The organism is Bacillus zhangzhouensis, from assembly GCF_000715205.1.
GTDB classification, from domain to species: domain Bacteria; phylum Bacillota; class Bacilli; order Bacillales; family Bacillaceae; genus Bacillus; species Bacillus zhangzhouensis.
Window position 1 is genome coordinate 21,737 of record NZ_JOTP01000027.1, and the last position, 13,555, is coordinate 35,291.

The 13,555-nt window shown below is 43.5% G+C and carries 11 protein-coding genes; 8 read left to right on the plus strand and 3 right to left on the minus strand.

The features are described from left to right. Window positions 1-62: 62 nt before the first annotated feature. The 3 genes from gabT to BA70_RS16000 are packed head-to-tail and all read left to right on the plus strand — an operon-like array spanning window position 63 to window position 4,158. Entirely contained in the window at window positions 63-1,379 is a 1,317-nt protein-coding gene (gene gabT, locus BA70_RS15990; RefSeq protein ID WP_034324339.1) for a 4-aminobutyrate--2-oxoglutarate transaminase, read from the plus strand. A gap of 21 nt (window positions 1,380-1,400) precedes the next feature. Next, complete coding sequence (locus BA70_RS15995; protein ID WP_034324341.1) at window positions 1,401-2,789, plus strand: APC family permease; 1,389 nt, start codon at window positions 1,401-1,403, stop codon at window positions 2,787-2,789. Continuing rightward, entirely contained in the window at window positions 2,764-4,158 is a 1,395-nt protein-coding gene (locus tag BA70_RS16000; RefSeq protein WP_034324343.1) for an NAD-dependent succinate-semialdehyde dehydrogenase, read from the plus strand. Before BA70_RS15995 ends, BA70_RS16000 begins: the two co-directional genes overlap by 26 nt. A gap of 45 nt (window positions 4,159-4,203) precedes the next feature. On the opposite strand, the gene BA70_RS16005 is transcribed toward BA70_RS16000, so the two are convergent. From BA70_RS16005 to BA70_RS16015, 3 genes are all read right to left on the minus strand, one after another. Then, window positions 4,204-4,800, minus strand: coding sequence for an NAD(P)H-dependent oxidoreductase (locus BA70_RS16005; protein ID WP_034324345.1), 597 nt, complete (start codon window positions 4,798-4,800; stop codon window positions 4,204-4,206). Window positions 4,801-5,091: 291 nt separating this feature from the next. Further along, on the minus strand, window positions 5,092-5,706 hold the full coding sequence (locus tag BA70_RS16010; protein ID WP_034324348.1) for a YcnI family copper-binding membrane protein: 615 nt from the start codon (window positions 5,704-5,706) through the stop codon (window positions 5,092-5,094). A gap of 16 nt (window positions 5,707-5,722) precedes the next feature. Further along, a complete protein-coding gene (locus BA70_RS16015; RefSeq protein WP_034324349.1) occupies window positions 5,723-7,357 on the minus strand; it encodes a copper resistance CopC/CopD family protein in 1,635 nt (544 codons plus the stop codon). A gap of 506 nt (window positions 7,358-7,863) precedes the next feature. Between BA70_RS16015 and BA70_RS16020 the strand changes: the two genes are divergently transcribed. From BA70_RS16020 to BA70_RS16040, 5 genes are all read left to right on the plus strand, one after another. Next, entirely contained in the window at window positions 7,864-9,306 is a 1,443-nt protein-coding gene (locus BA70_RS16020) for a PTS mannitol transporter subunit IIBC (RefSeq protein WP_034324352.1), read from the plus strand. Window positions 9,307-9,402: 96 nt separating this feature from the next. Continuing rightward, window positions 9,403-9,837 carry a PTS mannitol transporter subunit IIA gene (locus tag BA70_RS16025; RefSeq protein WP_034324355.1) on the plus strand — a complete coding sequence of 145 codons (435 nt, stop codon included), beginning with the start codon at window positions 9,403-9,405 and terminating at the stop codon, window positions 9,835-9,837. A 1-nt stretch (window position 9,838) separates the two neighbouring features. Further along, a complete protein-coding gene (locus BA70_RS16030) occupies window positions 9,839-10,960 on the plus strand; it encodes a mannitol-1-phosphate 5-dehydrogenase (RefSeq protein ID WP_034324357.1) in 1,122 nt (373 codons plus the stop codon). A gap of 100 nt (window positions 10,961-11,060) precedes the next feature. Further along, complete coding sequence (locus tag BA70_RS16035) at window positions 11,061-12,809, plus strand: methyl-accepting chemotaxis protein (RefSeq protein ID WP_034324359.1); 1,749 nt, start codon at window positions 11,061-11,063, stop codon at window positions 12,807-12,809. Window positions 12,810-13,034: 225 nt separating this feature from the next. Beyond that, window positions 13,035-13,427: a RidA family protein gene (locus BA70_RS16040; RefSeq protein WP_034324361.1), complete on the plus strand. Its 393-nt coding sequence runs from the start codon at window positions 13,035-13,037 to the stop codon at window positions 13,425-13,427. The last annotated feature ends 128 nt before the right edge of the window (window positions 13,428-13,555 follow it).

Genomic DNA, 13,555 nt, shown 5'->3' on the forward strand with positions numbered 1-13,555 from the left:
ACTTTCTATCATACCAAAAAATATTCAGAATAATAAAAAAGACATAAAGGGGATGGATGACAATGAGTCAAACGACAACAAACCGTTTTTCAACAGAAGAATGGCAGGGGAAAAGAGATCAATACGTCGCAAGAGGCGTCAGTAATGGCAACCGTCATCTTGCAGCGAAAGGAAAAGGAGCCGAGCTGTTCGATATTGATGGGAATCGCTTTATTGATTTTGCAGGCGCCATTGGCACATTAAATGTAGGACATTCACATCCAAAGGTTGTGGAAGCCGTCAAAGCACAGGCAGACAGTCTGATTCATCCAGGATTCAATGTGATGATGTACGAATCCTATATCGAATTAGCAGAAAAGCTTTGCCATCTAACGCCAGGCGACCATGACAAGAAAGCCATTTTCTTAAATTCAGGAGCAGAAGCTGTTGAAAATGCGGTGAAAATTGCACGTAAATATACGAAACGACAGGCCGTTGTGTCATTCACAAGAGGCTTCCACGGCAGAACAAATATGACCATGAGCATGACGAGTAAGGTCAAGCCATATAAATTTGGGTTCGGACCATTCGCATCAGAGGTATATCAAGCACCGTATCCTTATTACTATCAAAAGCCTGAAGGATTAAGTGATGCGGCCTACGATGAGTATATCATCGATCAATTTAATCAATTCTTTGTCGCAACCGTTGCACCAGAAACAGTCGCTTGTGTGGTGATGGAGCCGGTCCAAGGGGAGGGCGGATTCATTGTTCCATCGAAGCGTTTTGTTCAGCACGTCGCTTCATTTTGTCAGCAGCACGGGATTGTATTTGTCGCAGATGAGATCCAAACAGGCTTTGCGAGAACGGGGAAATACTTTGCGATTGAGCACTTTGATGTCGTGCCAGACTTAATCACTGTGTCAAAATCACTTGCAGCGGGCCTGCCGCTAAGCGGTGTTGTTGGCAGAAAAGAGTTGCTTGATGCAGCAGACCCAGGGGAGCTCGGGGGAACGTATGCAGGAAGTCCATTAGGCTGTGTGGCGGCACTAGCGGTTCTTGATATTATTGAAACAGAACAACTGAATCAACGATCTGAACACATTGGACAAGTCATTGAGGACAAAGCAAATGATTGGAGAACAACGTATCCATTCATCGGGGAAGTCCGCCGGTTAGGAGCAATGGCGGCAATTGAAATTGTGGAAGATCAAACAACGCGTACACCAGATAAGAAAACAGCCGCAGCGATTGCATCATATGCAAATGAGCACGGGCTACTCTTATTAACGGCAGGGATTAATGGGAATATTATTCGCTTCTTAACACCACTTGTCATCACAGATGAGCTGCTTCACGAAGGACTAGGGATCATCGAGGACGCCTTCAAAGCACGCTAAACAACAAAGGGGGATGGTTGTATGCAAAAACAACAAATGGCAAAAACCATGTCGCAGTCTGACGTACTGTTTTTATCCATTGGTGCAATGCTTGGATGGGGCTGGGTTGTACTTTCGGGAGATTGGATTTTAACAGCAGGATTTTTAGGTAGTGTCATCGCCTTTGTCATCGGCGGTATTCTCGTCATCTTTATTGGACTCACGTATGCCGAGCTTTCGTCTGCGATTCCAGAGACAGGTGGAGGACTCGTCTTTGTCCAACGGGCATTCGGGATGAAATCAGCTTTTGTCTCAGCATGGGGCGTACTATTTGGTTATGTGTCCGTGATTACGTTTGAAGCTGTCGCACTGCCGACGGTCATTGATTATGTCATTCCAACACAGCATGTTGGTTTCCTATGGAATATAGGGGGATGGGACGTTTATTTTACTTGGGTATTGATTGGATCTGGCGGGGCGTTATTTTTAACAGCTCTGAATTACATTGGGGCAAAGCCTGCTGCCATTTTTCAGTCAGTGTTCACAGTTGCGATTATCCTGACAGGTTTTCTCCTTTTAGGTGGAGCAACCTTTAATGGAGATTTTGCAAACCTTGAGCCGATGTTTCATGGCGGGGTTGGCGGTCTCATGGCCGTTTTAGTCATGATTCCCTTTTTATTCGTTGGGTTTGATGTCATTCCGCAAGTGGCGGCGGAGATCAATGCACCGAAGAAAATCATCGGGAGAATCTTGATTATCTCCATCGTGAGTGCAGTTGTTTTTTATTTGCTCATTGTCTTTGGTGTAGCGGCGGGGTTGTCAAAAGGTCAGCTTGAAGCCTCTTCACTGGCGACAGCAGATGCGATGGTGCAGCTTCTCGGTCATCAAGCATTTGGGACAGTGCTTGTCATTGGCGGTGTAGCAGGGATTGTGACGAGCTGGAATGCTTTTATCATCGGTGCAAGTCGTATTCTATACGCGATGGCGGAAAGAGGCATGATTTCCAAATGGTTTGCGTATATTCATCCAAAGTATAAAACACCGACAAATGCGATTTTATTTCTAGGTGGATTGGCTTTTTTTGCTCCATTACTAGGCCGCCCTGCCCTTGTGTGGATTGTCAATGCAGGCGGCGTGGGAATCATCGTCGGGTACTTAATTGTGTCCATCGCCTTTATGAGACTTCGCAAAACAGAACCCGAGCTTGAGCGTCCATACCGCATTAAATATTGGCGGACGACAGGCGTTTTAGCCATCGGACTGAGTCTCCTTTTTCTTTCATTTTATTTTCCGGGGATGCCGGCCTCTCTGTCATGGCCAGCTGAATGGATCTTGCTTTTAGGTTGGGCACTCATTGGGTATATACTATATGTAATGAATCCAAGAACGAAGGAGAAGGTAGAGCATGACAAACGAACTCAAAGTGTATAATCCTGCAACAGGGGAAGAAATTGCTTCAGTTGCTCAGCATACTAAAGAACAGATCGAAGACGCGATTTCGCGCTCGCACAAAGCATTCAAAACATGGGCAAAGACGTCAGCCCATGAACGTGCAAATATCATTCGCAAGTGGTTTGATCTGATGATCGAACATAAAGAAAGGCTTGCAACAATCATCACGGAAGAAAACGGGAAGCCTTATCAAGAAGCATTAGGCGAAATCGTTTATGCAGCTGGATATATAGAATGGTACGCAGAGGAAGCCAAACGAATCTATGGCAGAACCATTCCGTCACATACGACCAACAAACGCCTTTTTGTCACAAAGCAGCCAGTTGGACCTGTCGCTGCGATTACACCGTGGAATTTCCCTGCGGCGATGATTACGAGAAAGGCAGCACCAGCACTCGCAGCGGGCTGTACGTTTATTGTGAAACCTGCTGAAGACACGCCGCTGACAGCCATTGAACTTGTGAAATTAGGACATGAAGCCGGAATTCCGGAGGATGCTCTGCAATGGGTTGTTGGAGATGGAAAAGAAGTTGGTGAAATCTTCACAGATAGTCCATTGATTCGCAAGATCACGTTTACAGGCTCAACGCCAGTCGGAAAGCACCTGATCAAAAACAGTGCGAGCACAGTGAAACACGTATCGATGGAACTTGGCGGTCATGCCCCGCTGATCGTAGACAAGGATGCAAATCTTGAACTGGCTGTGAAACAAGCAGTGGCATCTAAGTTTCGTAATGCAGGACAAACCTGTGTATGTGCTAACCGTTTAATTGTGCATGAAGAGATTCATGAAGCATTTGCTCAAGCGTTCAGCAAAGAAGTGGAAAAGCTGAAATTAGGAAATGGGTTTGAAGAAGGCACATCAATCGGTCCAATTATCAATAAGCGCGGCTTTGATAAAATTGTCGACCAAATTCAAGATGCAGTAGATAAAGGCGCGAAAGTGCTTGTCGGTGGCGGTACCGATTTTGACGATGAGAAGTCATATTATTTTGTTCAGCCAACGGTGCTCACACATGTCGATCCTACGATGAACATCATGCTTGAAGAGACCTTTGGTCCTGTGGCGCCGATTACGACGTTCCAAACATTAGATGAGGCGATTGAATTAGCTAACGATACCCCTTTTGGACTTGCGGCTTATTTCTTTACAGAGAATTATCGGAACGGACTCTACATCTCAGAGAATCTTGATTACGGTATTATTGGCTGGAATGATGGGGGCCCATCGGCTGTTCAGGCACCTTTCGGCGGTATGAAAGAGAGTGGGATTGGTCGTGAAGGCGGCATTGAAGGCATCGAGCCATATTTAGAAACAAAATATGTATCCATTGGTTTAGATGGATAATGAATGATTGAGACTGCTCGAGAAACCTCGGCAGTCTTTTTTATGTTAAACAGCTGGCGGGAAGAGTTGATCCACCGTTTTTTTCGTTTCTTGGAGGATTTCATGGATGTAATCAGCGGATGCTTGATTCATGCTGCTGAATAAAAGCCGTTCGACGGGCTCAACACCGATAAAATTGAAGACTTCTGTATCCGTTGTCATGTGATGGGAAGGGGGTACGATCCTATTGGAATCAAGAAAGGTTCTCGGGGCATCATGTGTGTTGATAATGACACCTTTTTTGTCCCGAAGCAGATTTTCAATAGCCCCATGCTCATTGATCTGATAAGCAAAGCCCTCGGAAAAGACGCGCTCCACATAGCCCTTTAGCATAGCCGGTAAGCCAGTCCACCATATCGGAAAAATAAACGTCAGGACATCCGCTTGTCGAATAAGTATCTGCTCTGTTTGAATGGCAGTCGGCACATCACCGCGTTTGATCGCAGCCTTTTCCGCTATGGTGAGCTCTGGCTGAAAGCCAAGGGCATAGACATCACGAACAGTCACATCATGACCATTGTTCAAAAGAGTGCTCACAACAAGATCTAATAGGGTTTGATTTAAGCTTTGCTGGGGATGAGCAAATATGATTAGATGGTTCATCTTATAGCCTCCTAGGTGGTCATGAGTCTCATTATGGCATGCGCCTGTATCCTATTCAATCCTATATTGGAAATGATAGGTTGGGAAAATAAAAAGCGATCGCTTCCGAAAAACGATCGCTCCAGCGTGTAGACAAACCCTCGCATTCGGTGTCAGTCCTGCGTGCCGGTGCTCACGAATCTCAAATTCGCTCCGCTCCGGTACTCGTTCTTCCTAGACTTCAAAGGTTTTCTATCACGCTGAAAAGAAGATAAAGCGATCGTTTCTGATAAACGATCGCTCATGTATGATTTATTTCTTTCTAAAAGCAAGTCCAAGAGCAATAAGTGCTACGACTAAAGCGGCAATGGACAGGCCAAGGACAAGTGGTGAAGAAGAAGTGGAAACTGTTTCAGATGCTTTCTCTTCTTTTGGTTTTTCTTGTCCATGTGAATCCGTTACGGTATTAGATGCAACAATGTTTGTGATGGAATGAGGCTTATCAGCGTCTTTATCGCCAGTCCATTCAACGACTGTTCCATCTTTATAATATTGATACGCATCCCATGCAGCTTCGCTTGCTTTTTCAGGGTTTTTCGCCACAAAAACGAATTGTTGGAACTGTCCAGCAAGAACACCATCACCCGTTGCTTCCCAAGTGACTCTTGTCACCTTGCCATCTTTCTCTTCAGTTGTTGTTTTCCAGCCAGGTACTGGCTCGTATTGTTGGAATTCTACGCCTTTAGGCATTGTGATGACAACCTTTGTTGTCGGGCTATCACTTTCAGAAGGTACTTTTAACGTATAAGTTTCCCAAGCGTTTGTCGCAGACGTATCAGGTTTGACTGTCACGTGCGCACTCACAGGAATCGCCAGTAAAAATGAAGCGAGAAGCATTGGTAATAAAGCTTTAACGTATTTTTTCATGTGATCTAAACTCCTTTTAGTTTCTTCTAATAAATGTGGTATCGATATTTTCAAAAGAACCAGTCAACGCATGGATTTCAATTTTCCAAGTGCCTTTTTCATTTAATAAGAGATTTTCAGCAGAGAAATGTCCATTTTTTAATCGCTCCAGCTGAAATTCACTCGGTTTCTCGTCACCGAATAAGGCGACTTTATGGATCTTGGCTGTCACAGATTGAATGTCAGTGATCGTTTGTCCATCCTTCTTTGTAAATGCCACCTCAAATGTATTTTTCCCAGGGGCATTCGGGGTAATACTCATGGATACAATGTCACGATGCTCGACCTGATTTGCTCCAAAGAATGGCTCAGGTGCAGGCGGTGGAGGGCTTGGAATATTCGTGAACACAGCCGTTAATAACAAAATAACGATCCCAATGATCCATTCTGCCCGTAAGGATACGTGGCGTTTCTGCTTCTTTTCCCATCTCAGCATCAAGTAGTGGACAAGTCCAAGGAGACCCATGATGATAAATAAACCAAGCTTGATTAAAAAGGTTCGGCCGTACGCTGATTGGAAAAGGGCATCAAACGATTGCAAAATAAAGATGGCATTCACAAATCCTGAAAACACAATGAGTCCAACAGAAAGCAGTGCCCACGGATGAAAGGCTGTTAGTGTCCTGCGTATGAGCGGCTGATCTTCATCTGGCAGCTTCTTCATCAACAGAAGGACAATGGCTGTTAAACCACCGACCCAAATGGATGCGGAAACGAGATGGATGAAATCAAGTGACGTTGTGAGTATTTTATTATCTGTTGCTGCTGGATGACCGATTTGTGCCTTCAGCCAAAGGAGCACCGTGAAAATGAGCAGCGGAAACAGCCATCTCCGAAAAGAAGTGAAGTCCCCTTTTTTCATCGCCACGATGGTCCAAAGGGCAAGAAAAACAAACGATGCCATGAGCATCATCCACAGACTACCGCCAGAAGTCGACGCAATGGTTTCTTGCAAAAGCGATGGTTGAAACGCTCCCCAAAAGGATACGTCTGCCGCTGATTTTGTTTGAATCGGCAGCTGGAACACGAGTGCTCCGCCCATCATAATCAGTGACAATGTCAAAAGCCACTTCATTCGTTTAGCTAATGTGTGTGAAATGGCTGTTTTAAACCAAAACAGTCCAAACAAAATGGTCCCGAGGAATAAGCTAAACGACGTATAAAGAAAGGCTTTGTCAATGGTCGAAGCCATATCGATGGCTTCATTCGATTGACCTTGATCTAATTGGTCAAATCCACCATCCGCTTTTCCAATACTAAACGGGATCATGCCAGAGACAGAGTGTCCATCCGCTGATACCGCATTCCACTGAATGGTGTAAATCCCTTTTGGTAAATCCTTTTTTAAAGCAGCTTCCATGATCTTTTGATCTTTAATGACCGTATCTCCCTGATCCACACGATCCCCTTTTGCATTTAGCACCTTAATGGCATGAAATCCACTTTCGATTCCTTCACTAAAAGTGATAGAAACTGAAGGAGGCTGCTTAGCCAGCTCTTCATTTGCCGCTGGATTCGAGCTCACCACGTATGCATGAGCAAATGCTTCCTTTGGAATGAAAAAAGCAAACAAGAAGATAAGAAGCAGAAGCCACTTACTATTTTTCAACAAGGTGAATAACCGCCTTTCTACCTATGAAAATGTCTCATGTATCAGAAAGAAAGCGGCAGTAAACTGTGAGTCACAGAAAAAACCGCTCCTCCTATTGTGCCGCTCACTCTAAAAGGTAAACGAAACAAATAGCAAGATGGTTCACTTTTTCTGTGTCATGTCTGCGCAGACATTTCTTGATTGAATAGGTTTGATCAATATAAGCCTATTCGATTTAGAAAGAGGAAACAAGAAGTGACCATTTAAAAGTTGTGAAATTCCAATGAATTTTGCGCCAAAACAACGGCAGATCAAACTTTTCACCCGCTTTCCCTTGTGATCTGACAGAGAATTCACATCATTTTTCAATTTTGTCACACACTATGTGACAAAGTGACGTTTAGTTTCAATTGAAGGAGAAGTGAAAGCGTTTTACGATAGGGATAAGGGCTTCACTGACACTTGTTCTTATATCTTTTGACCTATAAAGCCCTGAATAAAGGGAGAGAAGAAAGGAGTTTTCACAGATGCAGGAAAAAAGCGGATTCCGCGTAAAAGTACAGCGTTTTGGAAGCTATTTAAGCGGTATGATTATGCCGAATATTGGAGCGTTTATCGCTTGGGGACTTATTACAGCCTTGTTCATTCCAAGTGGTTATTTTCCAAATGAACAATTAAATACACTCGTTGGACCAATGATCAACTACTTACTGCCGCTATTAATCGGTTACACAGGCGGTAAGCTCGTATATGACCACCGAGGCGGGGTACTCGGTGCAACCGCTACGATTGGGGTCATTGTCGGTTCGGACATTCCAATGTTTTTAGGTGCCATGATCATGGGACCACTTGGCGGTTATCTCATTAAGAAAATTGACCAGCTGTTCAAAGATCGAATCAAATCAGGCTTTGAAATGCTTGTGAATAACTTCACGGCAGGTATTCTAGGTGCCATTCTTGTCGCCATTGCTTTCTACGCAATCGGCCCAGTGGTACTTGGTCTTAATAAAGCCCTAGCGGCAGGTGTAGATATCATTGTCAATGCACATTTACTTCCGCTGGCAAGTATCTTCATAGAACCAGCGAAAGTATTGTTCTTAAACAATGCAATTAACCAAGGGATTTTAGGTCCTTTAGGGGTGGAGCAAGCAGCAAAAACGGGTCAGTCCGTTCTGTTCTTGCTTGAAACCAACCCAGGGCCAGGTTTAGGTGTTCTTCTTGCGTATATGTTCTTTGGAAAAGGGAATGCGAAGCAGTCTGCACCTGGTGCGATTGTCATTCAATTCTTAGGGGGAATCCATGAAATTTACTTCCCATACATCTTAATGAAGCCAAAGCTCATTTTGGCTGTCATTGCAGGTGGGGCAAGTGGTGTTCTGACTTTTACACTTTTAAATGCAGGATTAAAGGCTGTGCCATCACCAGGAAGTATTATCGCGCTCATGCTGATGTCTCCAAAAGGAGGCCACCTTGCCGTTCTAGCAGGTGTTGTCGTGGCAGCAATCGTATCCTTCCTTGTCGCTTCTGTGATTTTAAAAGCGTCCAAGGAAACAGATGAGGACCTAACGGCGGCGGCAGAAAAGATGCAAGATATGAAAGGGAAGAAAAGTGCAGCAGCAGCCGCTCTAACTGCACAAAAGGAAGAAGCTCAAGGAAGCGAGCAATCAGCATCACCAAGTGATGTCAATCCAGATGACGTGAACAAAATCATCTTTGCCTGCGATGCAGGAATGGGCTCAAGTGCGATGGGTGCTTCCATCTTAAAGAACAAAGTCAAAAAGGCAGAGCTTGATATTGACGTGACAAACACATCCATCAGCAACATTCCAAATGATGCCGATGTGGTCTTTACCCATAAAGATTTAACAGACAGAGCGAAGGCAAAACTGCCAGGAGCTGTGCATATCTCAGTTGATAATTTCTTAAACAGCCCGAAATACGATGAGCTGATTGAGAAGTTGAAAAAATAACATGGCGAAACGGGTTGAGTTCAATTGTTCCTTATTGAACTCCCCGTTTTGGTTGTTTTCCTGATTTTCCATTCTAAAAAAGGTGTGTGATCATTCATGAAACAAGTACTTTCAAAAGACAATATTTATCTAAACGAACAAGCAGGCTCTAAAGAAGAAGCCATTAAAAAAGCAGGCGAAGTCCTAGTGGCAAATGGCTATGTCACAAGTGATTATGTCGACAAAATGTTTGAAAGAGAAAAGATCTCTTCTACATTTATGGGGAACGGGATTGCAATTCCTCATGGAACAGAGGATGCCAAAGCCGCTGTCCTTCATTCAGGGATTTCAATCATTCAAATTCCAGATGGCGTTGAATATGGCGAAGGAAATATCGCCAAAGTCGTATTTGGTATCGCTGGGAAAAACAATGAACATCTCGATATTCTTTCTCAAATTGCGATTGTTTGTTCAGAAGAAGAAAATGTAGAACGCATCATTCATGCAAAGGATCAGGATGAACTGATCGCCATCTTTAACGAGGTGAACTAAAATGAAGGCCCTTCATTTTGGAGCAGGGAATATTGGCAGAGGGTTTATTGGATCTTTGTTAAAAACATCAGGGTTTGAGCTTGTGTTTACCGATGTAAATGAAGAGGTGATCCACGAGCTGAATGAAAGAGGAGAGTACACGGTTGAACTCGCAGCACCAGGGCAAAAGCAAGAAGTAGTAGGCCCTGTTTCAGCGATCAATTCCGCGCAAAATCCAGCGGCATTAACAGAGGCCGTTGCAACAGCCGATTTGATTACAACAGCTGTTGGACCAGCCGTATTGAAGATCATTGCGTCATCGATTGCTGAAGGATTAAAACAAAAAAAGCCTGACCATATCATCAACATTGTTGCGTGTGAGAATATGATTGGGGGCAGCTCTCATTTAAAAGAAGCCGTCTTCTCTCATTTAACAGTAGATGAACAAGAAGCGCTGTCACGAACAGTTGGTTTTCCAAACGCTGCTGTTGACCGCATTGTTCCTATTCAGCACCATGAGGACATTTTGAAAGTATCAGTCGAACCATTTTTCGAGTGGGTCATTGATGAGACGGGCTTTATTGGAGATGTTCCTCAAATTGACGGAGCGACCTTTGTACAAGATTTGACGCCATATATTGAACGTAAGCTCTTCACTGTCAACACAGGACATGCACTAGCTGCTTATGTCGGGTACCAGCAAGGTGTCCAAACGATTAAAGAAGCCGTCGACACGCTAGAAATTCGTCAGATTGTCGAAGGCGCACTTCACGAAACGGGCAACTATTTAATTGACACATATGGCTTTCGAAAAGAAGAGCATGATGCGTATATTCAAAAAATCATCAAACGATTTGAAAATGCCTTTATTTCCGACGAAGTGACGCGTGTCGCACGTTCCCCGCTTAGAAAGCTGGGGGCAAATGACCGCTTAATTGGTCCAGCGAAGAAGATCAAACAACCGGTTTATTTAATCAAAGGCATTGCCGCAGCTTTGGCTTACGACTTTGCAGAAGACGAAGAAGCCGTTCGCATGCAAGCATTAAGAAAAGAAAAAGGCATTGAAGGTGTGCTAGAAGAGGTATGTGGACTCACGTCAACAGATGATCTCTATCAAGCCATTCTTAAAGAAACCGCTCTATAATCAAAAAATCCCTTTCCAACATGTGAAAGGGATTTTTTTCTATGACTTTTTTAATACTTTTCCCCGCTGGACGATATATGAAGTAAGGGGGAATTTGAACATGAAAAAGAAAGCGTTCGCTTCAAGAAGTGTCTTTTTTCAATTAATGTCAGCTATTATCGTGATTACGATTTTAACAGGCGGACTTGTTGGAACAACGGGATATTTGTTAGCGAAAAATGTATTAATTGATGCAGGGAAAGCAGATTTAAAGCACATCGTCAGCGGAGCGATGGCCACACTTGAACAATTGAATGACCGTGTGGAGAAAAAAGAACTGACGCTTGAACAGGCGCAGGAACAAGCCCGCATTTACTTAAGCGGACCTAAAAACGACAACGGGAAAGGATACCAATTTAAAAAATCGGATTTTATCTATAAAAATAAAGGCTATCTCGTCGCATATGGAGCGGATTATTCATCACAAGTCCATCCTATCAACGACATTGGCGTCATCCCGGATAATACGACCAATCGTCAAAAAATGGTCGCTGGAGCCACAGCAAAAGGCGAGGACGCACACTATATCACCTATATGGATAAAGATGATGCAACTGGGGAAGAAAAGCAAAAACTCGCTTATATGAGCCAGTTCACGCCGTGGAATTGGAGTGTAGGAATTGCCGTATTTCAGGATGAATTTTATAAAGAATTAGAGCAGATGAAGCTCTATATTATTCTGATTACAGCGGGAGTTGCTCTCCTGAGTCTTGGGGTCTTTTATTTGGCCGCACGAGGAAAAGTCAGGCTGCTCAAGCAAGTCACCGCTGCTTCAAAAGAAATTGCGGCGGGTAATATAGAACGCACGAACTTAAAGGAAACAACGGATGAAATTGGACAGTTGGCAAAAGGCTTTAACCATATGTCTGGAGAGCTCAGAGCACTTGTGAGCGGTTTACAGGAAACGAGCAGTCAACTCGTCGAATCAGCGACAGACTTATCCGCGATATCTGAAGAAACATCAGCCAGCAGTGAAGAAATTGGCCGAGCGATTGGAGACATATCGACTGGTACGCTTCATCAGGCATCTGACCTTGAGGTAGCCAATCAACAAATGACCCAATTCAATCAATCCATCGAAAACGTCAAAGAACAAAGCGATCAAATTAAACGAATTTCTGACCAATCGAATCAATCATCACAGCAGGGCCAGCAAATTGTTCAGCAATTAAAACAATCAAATGAACAATCAATTCAGGCATCAAAAGGTATTCGAACAGGAATTGAGCAGTTAAGTACAAAAGTGCAGGATATCTCTCAAATCACAGATACGATTGAAAGCATTTCAAATGAGACCAATTTACTTGCACTGAATGCGAGCATTGAGGCAGCACGCGCAGGAGAGCACGGCAAAGGCTTCTCAGTTGTGGCGAGCGAAGTAAGGAATTTAGCTGAGCAGACAAAGCAATCAGCGGTTCAAATTCAGCAAATGATTCAAGGCATTAAAGAAGAAACGACTGCAACAGCCGGTATGATGTCCAACACAATGGATCGTTTCGCTGAGTTAGATGAGGCGGTACACGCAACAGAACATGAATTTAATGCCATCTCTACATCGATTTCACAAACCATTGTCGAAACAAATGCGATGACAAAAGAGCTGAACGCCCTGCTGGAGCAAAACGATCTCATCACAAAAGCGATGCATGGTGCAGCACATATTTCTCAAGAAAATGCTGCTGCTATTGAAGAAATCACAGCATCTACAGACGAACAAGTGACGGCTATCTCTAATGTGGCCAAGGCAGCAGAAAGACTCAATGAGCTGAGTATGCGATTGAATCAAGATATTGCACGTTATCGTCTATAAATCTTTTTGACTACGTGTCTCGCGTAAGGTAGGATGAAGTTAATAAAACCCTGCTCACAGGATAAAAAAAGGAGTGTCCAGTCATGAAAAAGAAAATATTGATGTTCTTGTCTTGTGGCTATGGATACTCTACTGCTGTTTTTTTCTAGAATAGAGAGAAATTGGTGAAGTCTGTCTACATGATGAAAAATCTAGCAGAAAAATCATAGTGAGTGAGGGATATACATGGAAAAAATCACGAGGAAAAACCCAGAATTTATGCCGAAACCAGTGGGCAACTATAGTCATATCACAAGAGTGCCAAAGGGTGCGGGGTTATTTGTTACATCGGGTCAAGTAGGAACAGATATGGATGGGCAGGTACCATCAAGCTTAAACGACCAAGTAACAAATACATTTGAAAATATTAAAAAAGTCCTTGAATCAGAAGGACTGAATGAAGAACATGTGATTAAGGTCAATATATGGGCAACAGAAGAAATCGATTGGGATCATCTATATCCTCAGTGGGATGCAATCTTCAAAACGGCTTATCCTTCAATGACTGTTGCCTATGTATCTGCATTAGGATGGCCAGAGCTGAAAATTGAAATTGAACTATGGTGCGCCGATATTTGATCAAAAAAAGAACAGTGCAAACTGTTCTCAGATTGTAGAGAAACTCATGTTTTTCTACAATCTTTTTTATTTTCATCGTAATGATGATGGATGAGATTTAATGAAAAAGGCCTCCCACACACCTAGCC

What these genes read in the sequence shown, in the direction of transcription:
- BA70_RS16020 (WP_034324352.1), top strand. Translation starts at nt 7,864, where the DNA reads ATGCAGGAAAAAAGCGGATTCCGCGTAAAAGTACAGCGTTTTGGAAGC.
- BA70_RS16000 (WP_034324343.1), top strand. Translation starts at nt 2,764, where the DNA reads ATGACAAACGAACTCAAAGTGTATAATCCTGCAACAGGGGAAGAAATT.
- BA70_RS16010 (WP_034324348.1), bottom strand. Translation starts at nt 5,706, where the DNA reads ATGAAAAAATACGTTAAAGCTTTATTACCAATGCTTCTCGCTTCATTT.
- BA70_RS16030 (WP_034324357.1), top strand. Translation starts at nt 9,839, where the DNA reads ATGAAGGCCCTTCATTTTGGAGCAGGGAATATTGGCAGAGGGTTTATT.
- gabT (WP_034324339.1), top strand. Translation starts at nt 63, where the DNA reads ATGAGTCAAACGACAACAAACCGTTTTTCAACAGAAGAATGGCAGGGG.
- BA70_RS16025 (WP_034324355.1), top strand. Translation starts at nt 9,403, where the DNA reads ATGAAACAAGTACTTTCAAAAGACAATATTTATCTAAACGAACAAGCA.
- BA70_RS15995 (WP_034324341.1), top strand. Translation starts at nt 1,401, where the DNA reads ATGCAAAAACAACAAATGGCAAAAACCATGTCGCAGTCTGACGTACTG.
- BA70_RS16005 (WP_034324345.1), bottom strand. Translation starts at nt 4,800, where the DNA reads ATGAACCATCTAATCATATTTGCTCATCCCCAGCAAAGCTTAAATCAA.
- BA70_RS16040 (WP_034324361.1), top strand. Translation starts at nt 13,035, where the DNA reads ATGGAAAAAATCACGAGGAAAAACCCAGAATTTATGCCGAAACCAGTG.
- BA70_RS16035 (WP_034324359.1), top strand. Translation starts at nt 11,061, where the DNA reads ATGAAAAAGAAAGCGTTCGCTTCAAGAAGTGTCTTTTTTCAATTAATG.